The sequence below is a fragment of the Paraburkholderia sp. D1E genome, from assembly GCF_052682275.1.
Genome location: NZ_JBQYMB010000001.1, coordinates 6673922 through 6695995, shown reverse-complemented (window position 1 = coordinate 6695995; position 22074 = coordinate 6673922). Strand labels below are relative to the sequence as shown.

General features: G+C 61.5%; 18 protein-coding genes, 1 tRNA gene and 1 pseudogene. 10 read left to right on the top strand and 10 right to left on the bottom strand.

Annotation, left to right across the window (positions count from 1 at the left end):
* Positions 1 to 123 precede the first annotated feature (123 nt).
* Positions 124 to 1638, bottom strand: coding sequence for a DUF3999 domain-containing protein (locus tag ACUN0E_RS30200; RefSeq protein WP_445568885.1), 1515 nt, complete (start codon positions 1636 to 1638; stop codon positions 124 to 126).
* Positions 1635 to 2234 (bottom strand): annotated as a pseudogene (locus ACUN0E_RS30195) (DUF2339 domain-containing protein); the annotation flags it as partial. The pseudogene ACUN0E_RS30195 and the gene ACUN0E_RS30200, both read right to left, overlap by 4 nt.
* Positions 2235 to 2386: 152 nt before the next feature.
* Between ACUN0E_RS30195 and ACUN0E_RS30190 the strand changes: the two are divergent.
* Complete coding sequence (locus tag ACUN0E_RS30190; protein ID WP_408223033.1) at positions 2387 to 2680, top strand: hypothetical protein; 294 nt, start codon at positions 2387 to 2389, stop codon at positions 2678 to 2680.
* A 105-nt stretch (positions 2681 to 2785) separates the two neighbouring features.
* On the opposite strand, the gene ACUN0E_RS30185 is transcribed toward ACUN0E_RS30190, so the two are convergent.
* Positions 2786 to 2872 (bottom strand) — tRNA-Leu (locus ACUN0E_RS30185).
* Between the two features lie 220 nt (positions 2873 to 3092).
* Here ACUN0E_RS30185 and ACUN0E_RS30180 point away from each other — a divergent pair.
* Positions 3093 to 3917 carry a squalene/phytoene synthase family protein gene (locus tag ACUN0E_RS30180; protein ID WP_445570548.1) on the top strand — a complete coding sequence of 275 codons (825 nt, stop codon included), beginning with the start codon at positions 3093 to 3095 and terminating at the stop codon, positions 3915 to 3917.
* A gap of 73 nt (positions 3918 to 3990) precedes the next feature.
* Here the strand turns inward: ACUN0E_RS30180 and ACUN0E_RS30175 are convergent, their stop codons facing one another.
* The 3 genes from ACUN0E_RS30175 to ACUN0E_RS30165 form a co-directional block, all read right to left on the bottom strand.
* Complete coding sequence (locus ACUN0E_RS30175; protein ID WP_445568884.1) at positions 3991 to 5235, bottom strand: DUF1501 domain-containing protein; 1245 nt, start codon at positions 5233 to 5235, stop codon at positions 3991 to 3993.
* 118 nt (positions 5236 to 5353) lie between these two features.
* Positions 5354 to 6988 carry a DUF1800 domain-containing protein gene (locus ACUN0E_RS30170; protein WP_445568883.1) on the bottom strand — a complete coding sequence of 545 codons (1635 nt, stop codon included), beginning with the start codon at positions 6986 to 6988 and terminating at the stop codon, positions 5354 to 5356.
* Between the two features lie 170 nt (positions 6989 to 7158).
* On the bottom strand, positions 7159 to 7485 hold the full coding sequence (locus ACUN0E_RS30165) for a hypothetical protein (RefSeq protein WP_408223028.1): 327 nt from the start codon (positions 7483 to 7485) through the stop codon (positions 7159 to 7161).
* Between the two features lie 229 nt (positions 7486 to 7714).
* On the opposite strand from ACUN0E_RS30165, the gene ompR reads away from it, so the two are divergent.
* The 4 genes from ompR (at position 7715) to ACUN0E_RS30145 (ending at position 11177) form a co-directional block, all read left to right on the top strand.
* Positions 7715 to 8449 (top strand): osmolarity response regulator transcription factor OmpR, encoded by a 735-nt coding sequence (gene ompR / locus ACUN0E_RS30160; protein WP_006048917.1) that lies wholly within the window; start codon positions 7715 to 7717, stop codon positions 8447 to 8449.
* Positions 8450 to 8493: 44 nt separating this feature from the next.
* Positions 8494 to 9843: an ATP-binding protein gene (locus ACUN0E_RS30155; protein WP_115782905.1), complete on the top strand. Its 1350-nt coding sequence runs from the start codon at positions 8494 to 8496 to the stop codon at positions 9841 to 9843.
* A 186-nt stretch (positions 9844 to 10029) separates the two neighbouring features.
* Positions 10030 to 10578 (top strand): peroxiredoxin, encoded by a 549-nt coding sequence (locus tag ACUN0E_RS30150; protein WP_325042768.1) that lies wholly within the window; start codon positions 10030 to 10032, stop codon positions 10576 to 10578.
* A 74-nt stretch (positions 10579 to 10652) separates the two neighbouring features.
* Complete coding sequence (locus ACUN0E_RS30145) at positions 10653 to 11177, top strand: carboxymuconolactone decarboxylase family protein (RefSeq protein WP_325042769.1); 525 nt, start codon at positions 10653 to 10655, stop codon at positions 11175 to 11177.
* Between the two features lie 261 nt (positions 11178 to 11438).
* On the opposite strand, the gene ispF is transcribed toward ACUN0E_RS30145, so the two are convergent.
* The gene (gene ispF / locus ACUN0E_RS30140; protein ID WP_445568882.1) at positions 11439 to 11918 is read right to left on the bottom strand and encodes a 2-C-methyl-D-erythritol 2,4-cyclodiphosphate synthase; all 480 of its coding nucleotides are present in this window, start codon (positions 11916 to 11918) and stop codon (positions 11439 to 11441) included.
* A gap of 38 nt (positions 11919 to 11956) precedes the next feature.
* Positions 11957 to 12673 (bottom strand): 2-C-methyl-D-erythritol 4-phosphate cytidylyltransferase, encoded by a 717-nt coding sequence (gene ispD, locus ACUN0E_RS30135; RefSeq protein ID WP_408223023.1) that lies wholly within the window; start codon positions 12671 to 12673, stop codon positions 11957 to 11959.
* A 121-nt stretch (positions 12674 to 12794) separates the two neighbouring features.
* On the opposite strand from ispD, the gene mfd reads away from it, so the two are divergent.
* The 4 genes from mfd (at position 12795) to mscL (ending at position 19375) form a co-directional block, all read left to right on the top strand.
* On the top strand, positions 12795 to 16277 hold the full coding sequence (gene mfd / locus ACUN0E_RS30130; protein ID WP_445568881.1) for a transcription-repair coupling factor: 3483 nt from the start codon (positions 12795 to 12797) through the stop codon (positions 16275 to 16277).
* Positions 16278 to 16497: 220 nt separating this feature from the next.
* Positions 16498 to 17748 carry an acetylornithine deacetylase gene (gene argE / locus ACUN0E_RS30125; protein WP_445568880.1) on the top strand — a complete coding sequence of 417 codons (1251 nt, stop codon included), beginning with the start codon at positions 16498 to 16500 and terminating at the stop codon, positions 17746 to 17748.
* A gap of 55 nt (positions 17749 to 17803) precedes the next feature.
* Complete coding sequence (locus ACUN0E_RS30120) at positions 17804 to 18838, top strand: threonine/serine dehydratase (RefSeq protein ID WP_408335533.1); 1035 nt, start codon at positions 17804 to 17806, stop codon at positions 18836 to 18838.
* 87 nt (positions 18839 to 18925) lie between these two features.
* On the top strand, positions 18926 to 19375 hold the full coding sequence (gene mscL, locus ACUN0E_RS30115; RefSeq protein WP_408223016.1) for a large conductance mechanosensitive channel protein MscL: 450 nt from the start codon (positions 18926 to 18928) through the stop codon (positions 19373 to 19375).
* Between the two features lie 138 nt (positions 19376 to 19513).
* Here the strand turns inward: mscL and ACUN0E_RS30110 are convergent, their stop codons facing one another.
* Together ACUN0E_RS30110 and ACUN0E_RS30105 are read right to left on the bottom strand one after the other, a co-directional pair.
* Complete coding sequence (locus tag ACUN0E_RS30110; protein WP_445568879.1) at positions 19514 to 21505, bottom strand: response regulator; 1992 nt, start codon at positions 21503 to 21505, stop codon at positions 19514 to 19516.
* Between the two features lie 79 nt (positions 21506 to 21584).
* A complete protein-coding gene (locus ACUN0E_RS30105) occupies positions 21585 to 22064 on the bottom strand; it encodes a response regulator (RefSeq protein WP_325047697.1) in 480 nt (159 codons plus the stop codon).
* Between the last annotated feature and the right edge of the window lie 10 nt (positions 22065 to 22074).

Sequence of the window (22074 nt, the reverse complement as noted above, 5' to 3'; positions counted from 1 at the left end):
TGGGCAGGCGCGGGGCACCCGCGCGACTCAGACTCAGTTTCCCGGCGCTATCCGATTGCCTGGTGCGGCACGATTGCCTGGTGCGGTGCGATTCCTCCGCGCCAAAGTGCTCCCGCCTCGCCGTCAGTTCTTGCCGGCGCTTTGACCGTCAGCACCGGGAGTGCCGGTCGTGCCGGCATCTTTCACTGTGGCGCTCGTTGCACCTGCTTCACCAGGCACACCACCGACCGCCCCGCCAGTGCCGCCTACTCCACCAGCCGCACCGCCAGCCTGAGCCCCAGCCTGCGCCTGAGCACCGCGCGCAAGCCGCCAGGCGATCGCACCGAGCGAGCCGACGGCCAGCAACAAAGCCGCCCACAACATATAGCGCCGCATCGCGTCGGGGTCTTTGCCCGTCGAATACGAATCGCCGTCCTGCTCAACGAGCAGCGCCTCGCCCAGCCGCGCCGACACGACAACCGACGAAGCACCCATCAGCAGATCCGCCCGGCTCACCGCCGACGACACCGCACCCGCACTCCCCACCCCCAGCGTGAAAGGCCCGTCTCCCCGTGCGACGAAAGTGAGTGTCGCCGGACGCCAGCCCGCAGCGAGGGTCAATGGACCGCTTCCCAAACCGCCGTTACGCGTGTCGACCACCACGCGCCACTGACGATCCGTGTCGGACGCCAGTTCAAGCGATGGATTGCTTTGCTCCACCGTGCCGTTGTGCAAGCGGAACAGCGTCGCGCTCGAGACTTCTCTCCACGCCGCCTCCAGCCCCGCACGCGAGTAGACGACAGCGGGCGCCACGGTATTCGGCTGTGGCAGATTCAGGCGCAAACGATCGACCGGATAAGGGCCGCCGGTTTCGAAGAAATACTCGCCGGTTTTCGGCCCCGCGTGGGCAACGATGCCTTCGCGCCATTCCCGCTGGCTCTCCGCGCTTTGCGCAGGACCGGCGCTGGTCGTCTGCACCTGAGCGTCGATCGAGTCGATGTACGGCGCCCCGTCAAGCCAGCGCAACCGTAGGTAACGCGCGCGCATGTCGTTGAGCTCAATGCGATCCTGGCTCAGCGTGCTGCCGTTGTAGCTAACCTTGAGCAGTTGCGCCTCGCCGGCGGGTTGCCAGTTACGCAGATCGTCACTCGATTCGACGCTGACACGTCCCTGGTAATTGTCGTCACGCACATGCACGACCAATGCATCCACCCGAGGGTCCTTCCGCGTCTCACGCCCGAGATCGATCAGGTCGGAATCATGTTGAGCGCGGGCCGGCGGGGCCATGGTTGCACGCAGCGACCCGTCAGTTGCAATCGTTACGCCAAGTGGTGCGCCGGTGCGGCCGGCAGCCGCGGGTGGCAGGGGAAACCAGGGCACCGGATGCAACATGGCCGGTGCGCGGGAAAGCTCACGTGGTGCCTCAAGCGAATACGGCACAGGTTCGCCGGCGCCATTGAACACGCGCACGTCGCCAAGATCGCTGCGCTGGCTGGCGGCGTAGACGGCAGCCGGAAGCGCGACGCTGTAATAGGCGGCGCCGCTCTCGAGTTCGAGCGCAAAGCGCTGCGCAAACCGATCGGCCGCGACGGCCACCGTCGACACCCACACGGACGAGATCGCAAGACACCACCCCGTCACCATCAAGACACGCTTCATTGCTCAGTTTCCAGAACTGCCGCCTTGGGCGGCAACGGCGAGAAGTAACCGATCAGCAGCAACATCAGGCCGATACCGATGAACGACACGATCCGCTCGATACCGGTCACGTGCGACAGGTCGAACAGGAATAGCTTGACGACAGTCGCCGCCAGCAGGCCACCGCCGATGAACCAGAATATCCGGTTGGCCCGGCGGGTCGCCCAGATCATCATCGCCAATGCGCAGACCGTCCAGAATACCGACACCGAAGCCTGCACGAGCATGGAGCGCGACATCTCGTCGAGCTCGTACGGCACCGTGCGCAGCAGCATCGCGTTGAACCACAGGAACAGCGTCGCGAGCACCGCGTAATCGAACGCACGCGGATGCCAGTGCACGCCTAAAGCGCGCAGGCGCCGCAACCACACGGCGCAGGCGATGAACGCGAGGATCTGCGCCACATCCAGCGGATTGAGGAGCGGCAGCCAGAAGAGCGGCGCGGCGCTGCCGTCGCTCGTCACGCTCGCGATGCTCCATATCCACAGCAACGCGGCGAGCGGTGCCGGGGCCCACACCTGATAGGCCTGCACGAAGCGCGCGACCGGCCATCGCAAACAAGATTAACTGCGCTAAAAAAACATCGTCACGCTTCGAATATGGTAGCTCCCACCAGGCAGCCGCATTCGCCGCAACCCGCCAACCATGTCAAAATTCGGTATCGGCCACCGGGCCTTCGATCACCCCCATTTCATCCAGGGAAGTTTCAGTGGACATCAACAAACAGGTAGCGGCCCTCACCGCCTCAGAACTTCAAACCGCCGGCGCGAGCCAGGCGACGGCGATCGCCGTCAGCGTGCTGCTGCGTCATCTGCGCTCGCCTGAATTGGCAAAACTGTTGTCGTCGGCGTTTGAGAACCACCAGGCGGTCATGCTGCAAACGCCATGGCCCGATCCGATGTTGCAGGCGTTCGAATCGACCCGCCGCTTTCTCGAAGGCGCCACGCAAGCCGAGTTGCCAGGCACGCAGGCCGAACAGCAGGCGCCGGCACCGGACGCATGAGCGCATGCCGGGCCGCGAGGCCCGGCGCAAACCATGCGGCAACGAAAGGCCAACAAAAAACCCCGTCAGCCGGAAGACTTAACGGGGTTCTCTGCTACATATGGATGGTGCGAGGGAGGGGACTCGAACCCCTACACCCTTGCGGGCGTCAGGACCTAAACCTGGTGCGTCTACCAATTTCGCCACCCTCGCAGCCGGGCAAAGCGCTGCGCACCCTGCCCGATGTCCTGCATGCTCGCGGCCGCGTTAAAAACCCGCGCCCGAAAGCGTAAGCGCGAGATTCTAACCGATTGATCCGCGCTTGTGTGCATTTGGTCATGCATCTGTCCGAGGGGCGTCGATGCTACAATTTTTGGCTAAACGCACGCATACCGTGCCCTTCTTCGCCTGCCCTTCCCCACATTCCAATCCCGTGAATTTCGACGAATACTGCCAGCAGAAAGCGGCGCCGCCCGGATCGAGCATTTACTATGCGCTGCGTCAGGCGCCCGCGGCAAGCCAACCGCTCCTGACTGCGCTGTTTGCGCTGCGCCGCGAGTTCGAGGAAACCGTTAAAGAAACCAGCGATCCGGCCATCGGCCGCACCAAACTCGCGTGGTGGCAAAACGAGATCGCCGCGCTGGCTTCGGGCTCGCCGTCGCATCCGGTTTCGAAAGCGCTGGCGGCTTACTTACCCGACGTGCAGGCCGAGTATCCGGCGCTGCAGGCGTTGCTTGCCGGTTTCGAAATGGACCTCGATCAGGCGCGCTATCTCGACTACCCGAATCTGCGGCGCTATGTGCAAGGTGTTGGCGGCGCCTTCGCGTCGCTGGTCGCGCGGGCTACGGCGAAAGACGCCGCGCAGGCGTCGAGCTGGTCGGCACCCCTCGGTGAGGCGCTGCTGCTTGCGCAGTTGGTGGTCGAAACCGGCAATGATGCGCGCCAGGGCCGTATCTATATTCCAATCGACGAAATGCAGCGCTTTAACGTCACCGCCGCGGATCTGATCAATCGGAAATATTCCGACGCGTTTACCGAGCTGATGCGCTTCGAGACCAAGCGGGCTCGCGATGCGATACAAGCAGCGCTCGCCGCCATGCCCGCAAGTGAACGCCGCTCGCAGCGCACGCTGGTGGCGCAGGCGGCACTCGCCTTGGCGCTGCTGGACGAAATCGAACGGGACGGGTATCACGTGCTGCATCAGCGCATCGCGTTGACACCGATCCGCAAACTTTGGATCGCATGGCGCGCCAGATAAGCGGGCTAAGCGAATCAAGCGGGCAACACAACGGCTGGCGCCTCATACTGATGAGGAAAAGCGCTGTGCGCTATCAGACGCGTAGCAACGGCAGCGGCTCGAACCGCTGCTGCAGGATCGAGGACGCATCGAGTCCCCACCAGGGCCCGAGTACCGTCGCGTAAAGTTGCTGGAAGTCGACGCCGACCGGCAAGTTGCCATTGCCATCGAGCCGCGCGAGCACCGGCGGCACGCCATACAAACCACCGCGCACTCGCCCGCCCATCACGAAATGCGGCGCCACGGTGCCGTGGTCTGTGCCGTTGCTCTGATTCTCACGTGGGCGGCGGCCGAACTCCGCATAGGTCATCACCAGCGTCTGGTCCCAGCGGCCGAGCTCCACAAGCGCCGATTTCATCGACGCAAACCCTTCGGCCAGTTGCTTGAGCAGCGCCGCCTGCTGGCCGGGCTGGTTCTGATGCGTATCGAAACCGTTCAGCGTCAACCGGATCACCGCGACACCCTGCCCGCTGCGCGGCTGTTCCTGCGGCGTGCCCCGGACGGGAACTGCCTTCGGGGCGTCGCCAGCGGCGAGCACCTGCATGGCTGTCCTGATCGAACTGCCGAATGCGCCGCCGGGAAACACGGTCTTCAATTGCAGCTGACCTTGTGTGGGACGCAGATGGTCGGCGGCTTTCACAATGTCGTTCTCGACGTCGAGAATGTGCGCCAATTCCGGATTGCGCTCGTGCAGCGACACTGGTGTGGCGAGGCGCGAAGCCTTGACGAACTGCGCCGGATTGACCAGCGCGATCGCGCGTGCGCCGTTGGCGAGCGGCCCCATTTCGGCGCTGCCGATCACGACGCCGTCGGCCGCAAAACCGGGCGGCACCGGCGCCTGCGCAAATGCGCGTGTGAGCCAGCCCTCGCGCAAGTATTGATCCGAACGCGACGCGGTGTCCCAGATCTCGATCGAGCGGAAATGCGACAGGTTCGGTTGCACGTAGCTGACACCCTGCACGATCGCCAGTTGCTGGCTTTGCCATAGCGGCATGAGCGGCTGCAACGACGGATGCAGCCCGGTGCGCTCGTCGAGTTGAATCGCCTGCTCGCGTTTGATGCCGATGTTTTTGCGCAACTGATAGTAAGCAGGATCGGCAAATGGAATCACGGTATTCAAACCGTCGTTACCGCCCTTCAGCTCGACGAGGATCAGCAGGTTGCCGTAGCCGCGATTCATTGGCGCGCCCAAAGCAGCCGCTTGCGCACCGAACGCGCGCGGCAGCCAGAGCGCCGAGCCGACGGCTGCACCCATCGAGAGAAAGCTGCGTCGTTTCATCCTGCACCTCGTTCGATTGTCATGGCGCGTGTCCTGCCGCCTTCGACAGACCGTTCTTTTGCGCTGCCGATCTGGTTAAACGGTTGATCTGCCTAATTCCGTCGGCCATCGTAGTGGCTCACTTCAACTGATAAGCCGGGTCCATCAGCAATGCCTCCAGATAGGCGCTGGCGGTCGAATCGGTTGCGATCGCGTCGACCGGCGTGAGCGGCAAGACCGCGTGCTGCAACTGAAGCTCGGCCGACAACCCTGGCTTCGCCGTCGGTGCGGTGTTGTAATGCGCGAGCCACGCGTCGATGTCAAAGCGTACACCGCCTTGGCCGGCCTGGCCGACTCGCGCCATGGCGCGCTGCATCGGCGGATTCGCCTGCATATTGCCGGGTACGCTACTCACCGCGATCTTTGCGCTCGCCGGATTGTTCATGCGCCGCGGACCGGCGGTTTCCGTTGCCCGAAACAGTTGCTCGACGAATTGCTTACGCGCAAGCAGTGTCGAACTGTTGATCCATATCGTGCCGCCCGGCCATCCTTTGACGTTCGGCGGGTAGAACAGGTTCTCGCCGAGCGTGCGAATTTGCGCCGCGAACGCTGCAGTGTTGTCATAGCCGATGTCGAACGCGCGCAGTGTCCCGACCACGAACTCAGCCGGAGATTTCACAAGGACGCCGCGATCGTCGTCGCCCCAGAACGCATCGCTCATGAAGAGGCCGCGCAGCGCGACCTTGATGTCGTAGTGACTCGCGCGGAACTGCGCGGCGATTGGCGCGATGCGAGCGGGGTCCGGCGTATCGGAGACGAACTCGCGCCACAGCTTGGTCGTGACGAAGGTCGCGGTTTCCGGTTGTGCAAGCAGGATGTCGAGCACCTGATCGCCGTCGAACGGGCCGGTTTGACCCAGCACGGTCTTGTCGCCGTCGTCGTGCTGGTTGGCGCGCCATACGTACGCCTGCGTGTCGGGATCGAGACTCCACCCCGTGTAGGCACGCGCGGCTTCCGATACATCGCGCTGCGTGTAGTGCCCTTCTCCGAGTGTGAACAGCTCCATCACTTCCCGCGCGAAGTTTTCATTGGGCTTGCCCTTGCGATTGCTCGCGCCATCCAGGTATTGCAGCATCGCCGGATCTTTCGCGACGTCGTGCAACAGCTCGCCGAAATTGCCGAACGCATCACGGCGCAACAGCATGTTCTGCTGCGCCATCTGCTGCGGATACTGGACCTTGTCCTGGCCCGACGTGAAGTGGTTATGCCAGAAGAGCGTCATGCGCTCGGTGAGCGGCGACGGCGTGCTCAGCATCTCGCGCACCCACCACGCACGTAATAATTCGTAACGCTGACCGCGCAGTCGTTGTTCGTCGCGGCGTTGCTCGTCTGTCCATGTTTTACGCGTTTCGCGAGTCGGGATCGGTTCGAGCACCCAGTCCGGCAGCGGCGTGACGGCTTCGGTCCGGGCTGTCGCCAGCACCTTGTCGACGGCCTGCTCTCGCGTGAGTCCAACGTACTGCGCGACTTCGTTACTATCGGGCGCAAACCCGACGCGCGTCAGGAAGAAGCGTGCGTCGTCGGCGTCGAGGATGTTCTGGTCGGCAGGAGAAGCAGCCGACGCGGCAGCCGGCGCGCGATGCCTGTTGTGAGGCACCAGCGAGGCGCCTTGCTGCAGGGCCGATGCCGGCGCGCACCATGTCACCGCCGCGAGCGCGGTGGCAGTGATTGCAAGCCATCGGCCACCATGCCCGCCTGTCAGCAATTTCATCATCGATCATCCGGTTGCGGGACATCACGAAAAGGAATTCGTGCGTGGAAAACGCACTATGCTCTAGCGACTCAACGGCAGACGGGACGGGAGAGTTGACGGGGGAAGTGCAACGAAATCTTTCACGCACGGAGAAAACGCGACCGGCGTGCCCGGAGCGGGCACGGAAATAGCTAGCGTTTGTAGAGTTCGCGGACAGCGTCTTCGATATGCTGTCGTAACAGGCGCCGTTCGTCCGGCGTCATATGACCATCACGACGACGTTGATCGAGATCGGGGGGAACTGCAGTGCGCAACATCGCGTCTGATGCTGGGCGGTCGTTGTTGAGGTTGTGGCGATTCGCCCTGGAATTAGCCGACCTGGGGGCGCGTTCGCTCGCAGCTCTGTCGGCCGAAGGCTGGGCGTGAGCGAGCGTTGGTCCCAGTGTGCCTGCAAGCGTCCCGGCTACCGCCAGTGCAATTACGCTTAGGCGCACATTCGGCCAAACCCCTCCCTTCATGTTGTTCCCTTCGTGGCGCGGCAACCGGCTACCTCAAATGCGTATACAGACCCCGGTAGCGAGCCGGGTGCGAGAGTTTTAGTCGAGTGAAGTATCCACCGAACAGCCGCATTGAGTAAAGGAGTCTACCTGCCCGTGCTTTACGTCGTGCCACAGTGCGGGTAAATTTTGTAACTGACTGTAACCCGATAAATGATGCAACCGCGCACCCCTTTCTAATCGCGCTAAGATGCCGACCATGGAAACTAAAAACCCTTCGAAAATCCTCGTCGTCGACGACGATCCGCGCCTGCGCGATCTACTGCGCCGCTACCTCGGTGAACAGGGCTTCAATGTCTACGTTGCCGAGAACGCGCCGTCCATGAACAAGCTCTGGGTGCGCGAGCGCTTCGACTTGCTGGTGCTCGATCTGATGCTGCCCGGCGAGGACGGCCTGTCGATCTGCCGCCGCTTGCGCGGCAGCAACGACCGCACGCCGATCATCATGCTGACGGCCAAGGGTGAAGACGTCGATCGTATTGTCGGGCTCGAAATGGGCGCCGACGACTATCTGCCCAAACCGTTCAACCCGCGCGAACTGGTTGCGCGGATCCATGCGGTGCTGCGTCGCCAGTCGCCTTCGGAGCTGCCGGGCGCGCCGTCCGAAACCACCGAAGTGTTCGAGTTCGGCGAGTTCGCGCTGAATCTTGCCACCCGCACACTCACCAAAGCCGGCCAGGAAATTCCGCTGACCACAGGTGAGTTCTCGGTTCTCAAGGTGTTTGCACGTCACCCGCGTCAGCCGCTGTCGCGTGAAAAGCTGATGGAATTGGCGCGCGGCCGTGAATACGAAGTGTTCGACCGCAGCCTCGACGTACAGATTTCGCGTCTGCGCAAGCTGATCGAACCTGATCCGGGCAGCCCACGTTTCATTCAGACCGTCTGGGGTCTTGGCTACGTGTTCATTCCTGACGGTGCAGCCTGAGTTTGTTCTCACCTCCCGTTTTTGATTTCAGATAAGAAGGGCCCATGCGGATCGACCGGCGCCTCCTGACGCTCGCGTTCGGCGGCCTTTTCTGGCGGACCTTTCTGTTGATCGCTTTATTGATCGCAGTCAGTCTCGCCGCGTGGTTCCAGAGCTTTCGGGTGATCGAACGCGAGCCGCGCGCACAGCGCGTGGCGTTGCAACTGGTCGCTATCGTCAAGCTCACGCGCACCGCACTCCTCTATTCCGATCCCGACCTGCGGCGCGCCTTGCTGCAGGATCTGGAAAGCAATGAAGGGGTGCGCGTGTACCCGCGCGAAACCACCGACAAGTACAAGCTGCAGCCTGACGAGTCGCTGAACCGGCTGATCGAGCACGACATTCGCGGCCGCCTTGGCGACGACACGGTCATCGCGCAGAGCGTCAACGACATCCCCGGCGTCTGGATCAGCTTCAAGATCGACGACGACGATTATTGGGTGGCGCTCGACCGCGATCAACTGGACAACGCGACCGGCTTGCAATGGGCCGGTTGGGGCGTATTCGCGCTGGCATTGTCATTGTTCGGCGCGGCGTTCATCACCAGCCTCGTGAACCGTCCGTTCGCCCGGCTCGCCATGGCCGCGCGCAAAGTTGGCTCCGGTCAGTCGCCGGAGCCTTTGCCCGAACGCGGCATGGGTGTCGCCGCCGAGACCAATCGCAGCTTCAACCAGATGGTGCAGGACCTCGAACAACTCGAGGCTGACCGCGCGCTGATGCTCGCCGGGATTTCGCACGATCTGCGCACCCCGCTCGCGCGGCTGCGGCTCGAAACCGAAATGAGCCCGTCAGACCAGACCACCAAAGATGCGATGGTCGACGACATCGAGCAGATGGACATGATCATCGGCCGATTCCTCGACTACGCCCGTCCGGTGCAGCGCGTGCCGGAGCCAGTCGATCTCTCCGTGATTGCTGGCGAACTGGCCGCGCGGATGCAAAGCGAGGACAGCATGCGGCTGATCACGCGCCTCGCGCCATCGGCCGTGATCGAGGCGGATGAGACCGACATGCGCCGCGTGGTCGGCAATCTGCTGGAGAACGCGCGCAAGTATGGTTTGAGCGACGGCGACGGGATACCGCACGTGATTCTGGAAACGCGTGTGTCGCACTCGCGGGTCGAGTTGTCCGTGGTCGACGAAGGCCCCGGTATTCCTGAAGACCAACTGGCGCTTGTCACACGACCGTTCTATCGTGTGAATTCGGCGCGCACCCAGGCGAACGGCACGGGCCTTGGCATGGCAATTGTGCAGCGGCTGGTAGGCCGTTACCGCGGCGCGTTACGCCTGCGCAATCGCACGCCAGGCCCGGGTCTGGAAGTAACGATCGAGTTCCCGCTTGCAAAAGGTGTCTGACCGGAAAGGGCATCGCCCTGCCGGTGCGACCGTCGGTCTCGTTGAATAATAACTATCCAGGGTATTAGGAAAAAACTATTGAACGGATAGTTTAATAGAGCTATATTCGAACACGTGTAACGTGCTCGTTACGACGAGCTGGTAGCCTCAACATGCTGTTTTTCCATCACACGAAGGAGCATTCGCATGAAAACCGTTGGCGATAAAGTCGAAGCGTTTACCGTTACTGCTGCCAAGCCGGGCTTCAACAATCACGAAGAAAACGGCGTGTCGGCATTCGAAGAGATCACGGAACAGTCGTTCCCGGGCAAGTGGAAGATCATCTATTTCTACCCGAAGGATTTCACGTTCGTGTGTCCGACGGAAATTGTCGAATTCGGCAAGCTGGCCAAGGATTTCGAAGAGCGCGACGCAGTGCTGCTCGGCGGCAGCGTGGACAACGAATTCGTCAAGCTGGCCTGGCGCCGTGAGCATAAGGATCTGAGCAAGCTGAACCACTATGCGTTTGGCGACGTGAAGGGCGAGTTGATCGACCAGCTCGGCGTACGCGACAAGGAAGCCGGCGTGGCACTGCGCGCAACGTTCATCGTCGATCCGGACAATACGATTCAACACGTTTCGGTGAACAACCTGAACGTCGGCCGTAACCCGGAAGAAGTGCTGCGTATTCTCGACGGTCTGCAAACGGACGAACTGTGCCCTTGCAACCGCGCAGTCGGCGGCGCAACGCTGTAAGCAGTGCTGTCAGAAGCCCGCTAAGCTTGAAAAGCCAGCGGGCTTTTTTATCGACAACCTGATAGGAGATGTCAATGGAATTCTTGTCTTCGATTAAGGCGCTCGTGCCTGACTACGCCAAGGACATTCGGTTGAATCTGGACGGGACGATTGCGCGCTCGTCGCTGGAGGGGAATGACGCGGTCGGCGTGGCGTTGGCGGCGGCGTTTGCGGCGAAGAGCACGGTCATTATCGACGCGATTCGCAATGCCGGGGTTTTGTCGCCGGAAGAGACGAACGGCGCGCTCACTGCAGCTGCGTTGATGGGGATGAATAACGTCTGGTATCCGTATGTCGAGATGACGGATAACGCGGACTTGAAATCGCAACCGGCGCAGTTACGGATGAATGCTTATGCGTCGCATGGCGGTGTGGATAAGCGACGATTTGAGATGTATGCGTTGGCGGCCTCGATTATTGGTAAGTGTCATTTTTGCGTGAAGTCGCATTTTGATACGCTTGTTGCTGAAGGGATGAGTTCTACGCAATTGCGGGATGTGGGGCGCATCGCGGCGGTGGTTAACGCTGCTGCGCAGTGTATTGCTGCTGAGGGTAAGTAGTTTTTTTGCGCGCAGCGGGAGTTAAGGTTTTTTTCGCTGCGCGGGTGTGTTTTTTTTGCGCTTCCTTAATCTGGCTTTTTGGCCTTTCCTTGAATTGATATTGGTCTATTAGCGTTACCCCTATGCGGGGCGATGCTAATAATCCAATAAGAAAACAAGGAAAGGCCAAATCCATAAAAACACAGACAAACGAGCGCCGCGCAGACAACCAAATCAAGGAAATCCCAACACCGCAGGCATCCAGAATAACAAGCTACAACCTCAACTCCTGATCAGCAAAACCACAGCCTGCGCCTCAATTCCTTCCCCACGCCCGAGATACCCCAGCTTCTCATTAGTTTTAGCCTTAACATTAACCCGCTCAACCGGCAGGTCAAGATCCGCAGCGATATTCGCGCGCATCCCTTCGATATGAGGTGCCAGCTTAGGCGCCTGCGCAATCACACTGCTATCCACATTAGCAATAGAAAACCCAGCGGCTTTAATGCGAGCAAAACACTCGCGCAGTAAAACCCGGCTATCCGCGCCCGCGAATCTGGCATCCATATCGGAAAAATGCCTCCCAATATCCCCCATCGCGGCAGCACCAAAGATAGCATCGGTAATGGCATGCAACAGCACATCCGCATCTGAATGCCCGAGCAGCCCGCGCTCATAGGGAATCGTCACGCCGCCAATAATCAACGGACGTCCCGGCACCAGCGCATGCACGTCATATCCCTGCCCAATTCTGAAATCCATATGCGTCAAGCCCGTTAATTAAAATTGAAATCGTCGAATCAGGAAGCGGAAGCGGGCCGGCACAGAATCGCCTCGGCCAGATCGAAGTCTTCCGGATAAGTGACCTTGAAGTTGCGCAAGCTGCCCTGAACCAACCTGGGCGCGTGGCCCAGCCACTCGATCGCGCTCGCTTCGTCGGTCAGGTCATGGCCGTCGGCCTGCGCGCGCAGAATCGCCTCGCGCAACATGCCAATGCGGAACATCTGCGGCGTCTGTGCCTGCCATAGGCCATCGCGCGCTTCGGTACGGGCAATCCGCCCGTCAGACGAACCCGAGTCGATCCGCTTCAAGGTATCCGCAACAGGCAAAGCCATAATGCCGCCCACCGCGTCGTCCTTTAGCGCGCCGATCAGCGTGCGGATCAGCGCCGGTGTAATACCCGGCCGCGCGGCGTCGTGCACCAGCACCCAGTCGTCGTCGTGCGCGCCGAACTCGGCCAGCGCGTGCAAGCCATTCAGCACCGACGCCTGGCGCGATGCCCCGCCGGAGCGGCGCACGGCAAAACGCAAGCCGCCGAAGCGGCGGGCGTCGAAGTGCTGGTCGTCGGGGGCAATCACCACAAGGGTTTGCGCAAACTCGCTGCAGGCGTCAAATGCCGCCAGCGAGTAATGCAACATGTCGCGGCCGGCGACAGTGCGATATTGTTTGGGCATCGCGGCGCCGGAACGGCTGCCGGTGCCAGCGCACGGAATCAGGGCAAATAGACGGGAAGTCACGAGTGCGGACGCCGCGAAGTAAAAGTAAAGGACGGATTTTATAATAGGTCCTTCGCATCTACGCCCTGACACGCGTAAACTTGCCGATCACGTGTGAGCCTGAGGCCGCTTTTTCTCTTCTATGCCAGACATCGCCGCATCATCGCAGTACTCCCCGCCCGTCGCGCTCGTCAAGGCCGGCCAGCGTTTTGCCTTCGACGGCACGCATGGCTCGTCCGATGCGCTGCTGATCGCCCGCTACCATCTGGCCTATCGCGAGAAGGTGCCGCTATTGGCGGTCGTCTGCGAAAGTGCCGTCGACGCGCAACGCCTGGCGCAGGAAATCGTTTTTTTCGCGCCCGAGGCACGCGTGCGCCTGCTGCCCGACTGGGAAACGCTGCCTTACGACACGTTCTCACCGCACCAGGATCTCGTCTCCGAGCGCCTCGCCACGCTGCACGATCTCGGCGAAGGCCGCTGCGACATCCTGCTGGTGCCCGCCACCACTGCCCTGTACCGGATGCCGCCTGCCTCGTTCATGGCCGGCTACACGTTCTCCTTCTCGCAAGGCGAGCGCCTCGACGAAGCCAGGCTCAAAGCGCAATTGACGCTCGCCGGCTACGAGCACGTGAGCCAGGTAGTGCGTCCCGGCGAATACTGCGTGCGCGGTTCGCTGCTTGATCTGTATCCAATGGGCTCGCCCCTGCCGTACCGGATCGACCTGTTCGACGATCAGGTCGATTCGATCCGCGCATTCGATCCGGACACCCAGCGCAGCCTCTACCCGGTAAAAGACGTGCGTCTGCTGCCAGGCCGCGAGTTCCCCTTCGACGAAGCCGCGCGCACGGCATTCCGCAGCCGTTGGCGCGAGACCTTCGAGGGCGATCCGAGCCGCGCCTCGATTTATAAGGATATCGGCAACGGCGTGCCGTCGGCGGGCATCGAATACTATCTGCCGCTCTTCTTCGAAGAAACGGCGACGCTGTTCCATTACCTGCCAGAAGGCGCCCAACTGGCGTTTGTGGGCGATCTGGACGCGGCGATCAAGCGTTTCACCAACGACACCAGACAGCGCTACAACTTCCTCTCGCACGATCGCGACCGGCCGATTCTGGAGCCGCAACGTCTGTTCCTGTCGGACGAAGACTTCTTTACGTTCGCCAAGCCGTTCGCGCGGCTCGTCCTGCCTGCCAACGCGGGCGGCGGCTGGTCCGTGCCGTTGCCGAGTCTCGCGCTCGACCGCCATGCAGACGATCCGGTCGCCGCACTGCGCGCCTATCTCGAGACCACGCCGAACCGCGTGCTCTTTGCCACTGAATCGGCCGGCCGGCGCGAAACGCTGTTGCAACTACTGGCCGACAATCATCTGAGGCCCGTCTCGAGCGACAGCTTCCAGGACTGGCTCGTCGGCGACTCGCGCTTCTCGCTTGGCGTCGCACCGCTAGCCAACGGTTTTGCGGTGCCTGCCGACGGCATCGCGATCATCACCGAGACCGAGCTGTACGGCCCGCTCGCACGCCGCGCGGGACGGCGCCGTCAGGAACAGGCCAGCAACGTCGATTCGATGGTGCGGGATCTCTCCGAGCTGAAGATCGGCGATCCGGTCGTGCATTCGCAGCACGGCATTGGCCGCTATATGGGCCTTGTGACGATGGACCTCGGCGAAGGCGAGACCGAGTTCCTGCACCTCGAATACGCAAGCAACAGCAAGCTCTACGTGCCGGTCGCGCAGTTGCACGTGATCTCGCGCTACAGCGGCGCGGATCCGGAAAGCGCGCCATTGCATTCGCTCGGGTCGGGTCAGTGGGAAAAGGCCAAACGCAAAGCCGCGCAGCAGATCCGCGACACCGCGGCAGAACTGCTAAACCTGTACGCCCGTCGCGCGCTGCGCGAAGGCCATGCGTTCGCGCTCGAACCGAAAGACTATGTGAAGTTCGCCGAGACCTTCGGCTTCGAGGAGACACCTGACCAGGCCGCAGCGATTGCCGCCGTGATCGGCGACATGACGAGCGGCAAACCGATGGACCGCCTCGTGTGCGGCGACGTCGGGTTCGGCAAGACCGAGGTGGCATTGCGCGCGGCGTTCATCGCGGTGATGGGCGGCAAGCAGGTTGCGCTGCTCTCGCCCACCACACTGCTCGCCGAACAGCACACGCAAACGTTTACCGACCGTTTCTCGGACTGGCCGGTGCGCATTGCCGAATTGTCGCGTTTCAAGTCGAGCAAGGAAGTCAACGCGTCGATCCAGCAGATTAACGAAGGCACGGTCGATATCGTGATCGGCACGCACAAGCTGCTGTCGTCGGATGTGCAGTTCAAGCGGCTCGGGCTCGTGATCATCGACGAGGAACACCGTTTCGGCGTGCGTCAGAAAGAAGCACTGAAGGCACTCAGAGCCGAAGTCGACGTGCTCACGCTCACCGCGACGCCGATCCCACGTACGCTCGGCATGGCGCTCGAAGGCCTGCGCGATTTTTCTGTGATCGCCACTGCGCCGCAAAAGCGCCTCGCGATCAAAACCTTCGTGCGTCGCGAAGAAGACAGCGTGATTCGCGAAGCGATGTTGCGCGAGTTGAAACGCGGCGGCCAGGTCTACTTCCTGCACAACGAAGTCGAGACGATCGAAAATCGCCGGCAGATGCTCGAAGCGCTCGTGCCCGAAGCACGTATCGCGGTCGCGCATGGGCAGATGCATGAGCGCGAACTCGAACGCGTAATGCGCGATTTCGTTGCGCAACGCGCGAACGTTCTGCTGTGCACGACGATTATCGAAACCGGTATCGACGTGCCGAGCGCCAACACGATCCTGATTCACCGCTCCGACAAGTTCGGCCTCGCGCAATTGCACCAGTTGCGTGGCCGCGTGGGCCGCTCGCATCACCAGGCGTACTCGTATCTGCTGGTGCATGACCCGCAAGGTCTGACGAAGCAGGCTCAGCGCCGTCTCGAAGCGATCCAGCAGATGGAGGAACTCGGTTCAGGCTTCTATCTCGCGATGCACGACCTCGAGATTCGTGGCACCGGTGAAGTGCTCGGCGACAAGCAGTCGGGCGAAATTCAGGAGATCGGTTTCCAGCTCTACACCGACATGCTGAACGACGCTGTGAAGGCGCTCAAGGAAGGCAGAGAGCCGGACCTCACCGCACCGCTCGCCGCGACTACCGAGATCAATCTGCACGCGCCCGCAATTTTGCCGGCGGACTATTGCGGCGACGTGCAGGAACGTCTGTCGCTCTACAAGCGCCTCGCCAATTGCGAACACAACGATTCGATCGACAACATCCAGGAGGAATTGATCGATCGCTTCGGCAAGTTGCCGCCGCAAGCGCATGCGCTCGTCGAGACACATCGTCTGCGTCTGGCGGCCAAGCCTTTGGGCATTTCGAAAATCGACGCGGGCGAAACGGTGATCGGCTTGCAGTTCATCCCCAATCCGCCGATCGACGCAATGCGGATCATCGAGATGGTGCAGAAACACAAGCACATCAAGCTCGCGGGCCAGGACAAGCTGCGTATTGAAACGCGCAGCCCGGATCTGGCCGTGCGTGTGGCAACGGTGAAAGAAACCTTGCGCGCACTCGGAACACCCAGCCGCGGCACGGCGGCCACGGCCGTTGCGCGTTAACGGGTCGTGCCTTGCGTGCTGACGCGTGCTGATGCACCGGGATCGCGTCAACACCCGGCGCAGACTCCGACACCCACGCGGCACCCACGCCGGCGCCATCGAAAAAATGGGGTACGTCTAGCCGTTTTTCATTCATGCTGCGGTGCGCAAACGCGCGCCGCAGCATACGGGTGAGTTTTTTTTGGGTATGATCGAAAGACTCAAATGCTGGAGTCTTGTCATGTCTCACGTCGCTGAATCAGCGCAGTCCTCGCAAACACCCGCCTCTGAATCGAATTCTTCCTCGCCTGCAACGCTGCCTGCCTCGCTCCCTTGGATAACCCGTCTCGTGTCGATGGACACGGTGAGCCGTAACCCCAATCTTGGTCTGATCGAGACCGTGCGCGATGAACTGCGCGCAGTTGGCATCGAAGCCACGCTCACCCACGACGAAAGCGGCAAATGGGCCAATCTGTTTGCAACGATTCCCGCGCACGACGGCGAGACTAACGGCGGCGTGGTGCTGTCGGGCCATACAGACGTAGTGCCCGTAGACGGTCAGCAATGGGACAGCGATCCGTTCAAGCCGGAAATTCGCGGCGATAAGCTGTACGGCCGCGGCACCTGCGACATGAAAGGCTTTATCGGCGCAGCGCTTTCGCTCGTGCCCGAGATGCAGCGCACCCGGCTCGCCAGGCCGATTCACTTCGCCTTGTCGTTCGACGAGGAAGTGGGTTGTGTCGGCGCGCCGCTCCTGATTGCCGATCTGATGAAGCGCGGTGTGAAGCCGGACGGCTGCATCGTCGGCGAGCCGACCAGCATGCGCCCCATCGTGGCGCACAAAGGCATCAACGCGTATCAATGCTGCGTGCGCGGCCAGGCGGCACACTCCTCGCTTACGCCGAAGGGCTTGAACGCCATCGAATACGCCGCGCGTTTGATCTGCTACATCCGCGATATGGCCGATCAATTCCGCGAGCAAGGCCCGTTCGACGAACTGTACGACGTGCCCTTCACCACGGCGCAAACCAGCACGATCGTTGGCGGTAACGCGATCAATACCGTGCCGGCCGAATGCAAGTTCCAGTTCGAATTTCGCAACCTGCCCACGCTCGATCCCGAACCGATCTTCGCGCGCATCGATCAATATGCACGCGAAACGCTGCTGCCGAAAATGTTGCGCGAGCATCCGTCCGCGGCCATCGAAATCTCCAGAATCGCCGCGGCCCCCGGCCTCGATTCGTCTGAACAAGCCGCGATCACGCAACTCGTGCGCGCGCTGACCGCGGACCAGGACAAGCGCAAAGTCGCGTACGGCACCGAAGCCGGGCTGTTCTCGCTGGCGGGCATTCCGAGCATTGTGTGCGGCCCCGGCGACATCCAGCAGGCGCACAAAGCCAACGAATTCGTGGCGCTGGATCAGCTCGTGGCATGCGAACGTTTCCTGCAGAAATTCATTCACAGCATGTCGGTGGACGCGCACGCGCACTGAAACTGATCGCTGCAAAAATAGTCTTAGCCATATCGAGGAAAAACACGCCCACACCATGTCAACCGCCACGCCGCAGCACACCGACCATACGATCGACGGCGAGCCGATCCCCACACTCGACGACATCGCCACGCAGCACTTTGCGTTGACGCCGTGGGTGACGCGAACGCCCGTATTCGACCGGCTCGACTTTCCGTCGCTGGAAGGCACGGTCGTGAATTTCAAGTTCGAACTGCTGCAGGCAGGCGGCAGCTTCAAGGCGCGTGGCGCGTTCACCAACCTGCTCGCGCTCGACGAAGCGCAACGCAGCGCAGGCGTGACCTGTGTATCGGGCGGCAATCATGCGGTGGCGGTCGCGTACGCGGCAATGCGTCTCGGCATCAGCGCGAAGGTCGTGTTGTTTCGTGCGGCCAATCCGGCACGCGTTGCCTTGTGCCGGCAGTATCACGCCGACATCGTGTTCGCGGAAAACATTGCCGAGGCGTTCGAACTGGTGCGTCATATCGAGGCCGAGGAAGGCCGCTATTTCGTGCACCCGTTCAACGGTTATCGCACCGTGCTGGGTTCGGCCACGCTTGGCTATGAATGGGCCACGCAAACGCCCGACCTCGAAGCGGTGATCGTGCCGATCGGCGGCGGCGGTCTCGCTGCCGGCGTGGCCACCGCCATGCGGCTCGCGAATCCGCGGGTGCACGTGTACGGCGTCGAACCGGAGGGATCGGATGCGATGGGCAAAAGCTTCGCGGCCAATCACACGGTCAAGTTGGGCCACATGCACACGATCGCCGATTCACTGGCTTCGCCGCATACCGAGGAATACAGCTACGAATTGTGCCGCCGTCATATCGACCAGCTCGTCACCGTATCCGACGACCAGTTGCGCGCGGCCATGCTGACCTTGTTCGGACAACTGAAACTAGCCGTCGAACCGGCCTGCGCCGCAGCTACGGCAGCGCTGCTCGGGCCGCTGCGCGAAAAGCTGCAAGGCAAACGCGTAGGCGTGCTGCTATGCGGCACCAATACCGACCCGGTCAGTTTTGCCGCGCATATCGAGCGGGCGCGCCATAGTCAGTCACAGCTTCCAGAGTAAGGTCATTCCGTTCTTTCCTTGCCAAAAGACTAGCCTATCCTTCTCAGATTGGTATGATTCGATTATCGACTTCTGGGAGGAACGTATATGAGCATGGTCAAGGAATTCAAGGAATTTGCCCTGAAAGGCAACGTAATGGATCTCGCCGTCGGTGTGATTATCGGCGGCGCATTTTCCACCATCGTCAATTCAATTGTTAAAGACCTGATCATGCCGGTTGTCGGTGTTGCCACTGGCGGCCTCGATTTCTCCAACAAGTTCATTCGCCTCGGCGATATTCCCGCCAGCTTCAAAGGCAGTCCCGAGTCATATAAAGACTTGCAAACGGCTGGCGTGGCGGTGTTCGGTTATGGCTCTTTCATCACCGTGGCCATCAACTTCGTGATCCTCGCGTTCATCATTTTCCTGATGGTCAAGTTCATCAATAATCTGCGCAAGCCCGCTGAAGCCGCGCCGGCAGAGCCGCCGCCGACACCGGAAGACGTCGTGCTGCTGCGTGAAATCCGCGATTCACTGAAAAACGCGGCGCCGCGTTAAGCGAACTTAAGCATTCGCGCCGGCCCATTAGCCGGCGCAAATAAAGAAAGGCCTGTTGCGAAAAAATCGCCACAGGCCTTTTTCGTGCCGCGTGCAAATTACACCGCCGCAGTCGACCCCGTCGACCCCGCGAACGCACTAAACGTCTTTTTCGTCCCTTTCGTCCTTTTCCGCCTTCTGATTCACCGCGCTTTCAATCATCGCCTCGAGCTGTCCAAAATTGACAGGCTTCGTCAGATGCGAAGTAAAGCCGGCACTCAGGCAGCGGCGCACATCCTCATCAGTACCGAAACCGGTTAACGCGACCGCCGGCACATCCGAATGCTCGCGGAACGCTTTGACGAAATCGAGACCGGTGCCGTCGGGCAAGCCTACATCGCTGATCACCAGATCGAACGTCTGCGTCTGGGTAGCGGCCAACGCATCGTCCACACGGCCCACGGTGGTCACGTCGTGACCCAGGCTGCGAATCAGTTGCCCCATCACCTCGGCGGTATCCACGTGGTCTTCAATCAGCAAAATAGTCAGTGGGCCGGGAGAATGCACCTCGTCAGGCGCGGCAACGGGCGTTGATTGGGCAGGCGCGGCGGCGGTCGGCAGCGTGATCGTGAAAGTCGCCCCGCAGTGCGCGCCCGGACTCTGGGCGACCACCGTGCCGCCATGCACATCCGTCAGCGCCTTGGTGATCGCGAGACCGAGACCCAAGCCGCCGAATTGCCGCGTCATGTTCTGGTTGCCCTGCTCGAACGCGTTGAACAATTTGCCGATCTGCTCGGGCTCGATGCCGATGCCCGTATCCTCGACCGAGATCTGCACGTGCATGCGTTCATCTTGCGTGCGCACATAAATATGGCCGCCGTCCGGCGTGAACTTGGCGGCGTTGCGAATCAGGTTCCACAGCATCTGCTGCAAGCGCGCGCGGTCGGCGAGCACGTAATGGTGCTGCGCATTCTTGCCGACGTGCACGTCCTGCTGCTTGACCTGAATCTCGCTGTGAAAGAGTTCGAGCACGCTGTCCATCACCTCATGCACGTCGACGGTTTCGAGCGACAGACGCAGCTTGCCGTTCGCCACACGTGTGAGATCGAGGAGGTCGTCGATCAGGCGCGCTTCGAGTTCGACGTTGCGGCGGATCATACGCACGCTCGCGCGCGCCTGATCGGGCAGATCCGGGATCATCTCCAGCACGCTGGCGCCCGCCAGTACAGGCGTAAGCGGCGTGCGCAATTCGTGCGACAGCATGGCGAGGAAGCGGTCTTTCGCACGATTGGCTTCTTCGGCGATCTGGCGGGCAGCCTGCTCCGAGGCAAGCAGACGCTCGCGTTCCTCGATCGCCTCGCGCTGGGGATGAATGTCCGTGCAACTGCCAAACCATTTGCTGACATTGCCTTCGGCGTCGCGCATAGCAACGGCGCGGACGTCGAACCAGCGATATTCGCCGTCGTGGCGGCGAATCCGCAGTTCGTGACGATAATCACTGGCGCCGCTCGTCACCGCCTTGAGCCAGGTACGGCGAATCTCTTCACGATCGTCGGGATGCACCGCATCGAGCCACGCGAGGCCGTACGAACTGCTTTCCCCCAATCCCGTGTAGTCGAACCACTGCTTCGAAAGGAAATCGCAATCCCCCGCGGCATTGCAGGTCAGCACGAGGTGCGGCAACGCCTCCGACAATGTCCGGTAATGCTGTTCCCGGTCGCGCAGCAGCAAGGCATCGTCCGACGCCTTCTGCAAGCGCACTTGCGAGAGCACCCGTTCAACAGCCTCAGGCAGATAATCGAGGTAGTCGCCAGATTTCGGCACCACGTCGGATACGCCCGCGCGCAACGCTTCGATCACCCGGGATTCGTCAGTGAAACCGGTCACGAGGATGGCGGGGATCCGCACCCCTTCCGCGCGCAAGCGGCGAAAGAAGTCGAGGCCGGTCTCCGGCCCGCTGAGCTGGTAGTCGAGCACCAGCAGGTCGGGCGTGCCCACGGCGAGCCGCTCGCGGGCCGCTTCGACGCCCGCGCAGATGGCGACCCGGCAGCCGGCGCGTTCAAGCGACTTGCGCGCGAGCCGCAAGATGCCTTCGTCGTCATCGACGACCAGCACATACGCGGCGGGCTGCGGGGACACTTCTTCGGTCATGCGGAGTCTTCTTTGGCTAGGTCTGGTGTCGCTATCTTGTCATGGGCCGCTTTCGGAGCGCCTTCACATGAACCTTACGTCATGGCGCGGCCAGCCGGTGGCCCGGCGGCAGCTTGACCACCTGCAGGAAGAAGCCGAGACGGCGCACCGCTTCGATGAACGCGTCGTATTCGACCGGCTTGGTGATATAGACGTTGCAGCCCAATTCGTAACAGCGCGCGATTTCGCGCGGATCGTCGGTCGTGGTCAGCACAATCACGGGCACTGCGGCTGTCTGCGGCGAATCCTTCAGACGCCGCAACACCTCGAAGCCATCCACGCGCGGCATTTTCAGATCGAGCAGCACGACGAAATTCGTCAGATCTTCGCGAGGCGGGTAAGGGCTCGCGGCGGCGTCCGCTGGCGCCGGGCCGAAGAAATAATCGAGTGCCTGCTGGCCATCGCGAAAGCGCACGAAACCGTTTGAAATACCGGCACGGCGCAGATTGCGCTCGACCAGCGTGGCGTGGCCGTCGTCATCTTCGATCAGCACAATACTGACCGTTTCCCCGTGACTCATATGCCCTCCG